At 61.3% G+C, this 491-nt stretch carries 1 protein-coding gene; it reads right to left on the bottom strand.

Features of this window, described 5'->3' with window-relative positions; all coding sequences use genetic code 11:
* Nucleotides 1-491: immunoglobulin-like domain-containing protein (locus HU766_RS26020; RefSeq protein WP_186661862.1), on the bottom strand; the 491-nt coding region annotated here is incomplete at both ends.

Raw genomic sequence — 491 nt, 5'->3', positions numbered from 1 at the left:
TTGATCGTGGTCTGCGCTGGGGTCGGGTTCGGCGTCAGCTGCTCGAAGTTGCCGCCAGTGGCACCAGTGATGGTGGTGCTGACAGTCGAGCCGTTGTTGTAGACGTCGTTGTCCGGGGTCTGGAAGTCGACACTGCCCTGGGTCTTGCCGGCTTCAACAGTGATGGTTTGGCCGTTCGACAAGGTCACGGTGACCGGAGTCTGGGCAGGGTTGCTCAGGGTCACGGTGTAGGTGATCACGCCACCTTCGGTGACCGAAGGATTCGCGGTCAGGGTCGCAGTGGTGTTGTCGACCGAGTCGTTGATCGTGGTCTGCGCTGGGGTCGGGTTCGGCGTCAGCTGCTCGAAGTTGCCGCCAGTGGCACCAGTGATGGTGGTGCTGACAGTCGAGCCGTTGTTGTAGACGTCGTTGTCCGGGGTCTGGAAGTCGACACTGCCCTGGGTCTTGCCGGCTTCAACAGTGATGGTTTGGCCGTTCGACAAGGTCACGGT

Origin of the sequence: Pseudomonas sp. SWRI77 (genome assembly GCF_014269105.1) — a bacterium.
Lineage (GTDB): Bacteria > Pseudomonadota > Gammaproteobacteria > Pseudomonadales > Pseudomonadaceae > Aquipseudomonas > Aquipseudomonas capeferrum.
Note: the sequence above shows the minus strand (reverse complement) of the source record. Positions and strands in the feature narration are given on the sequence as shown.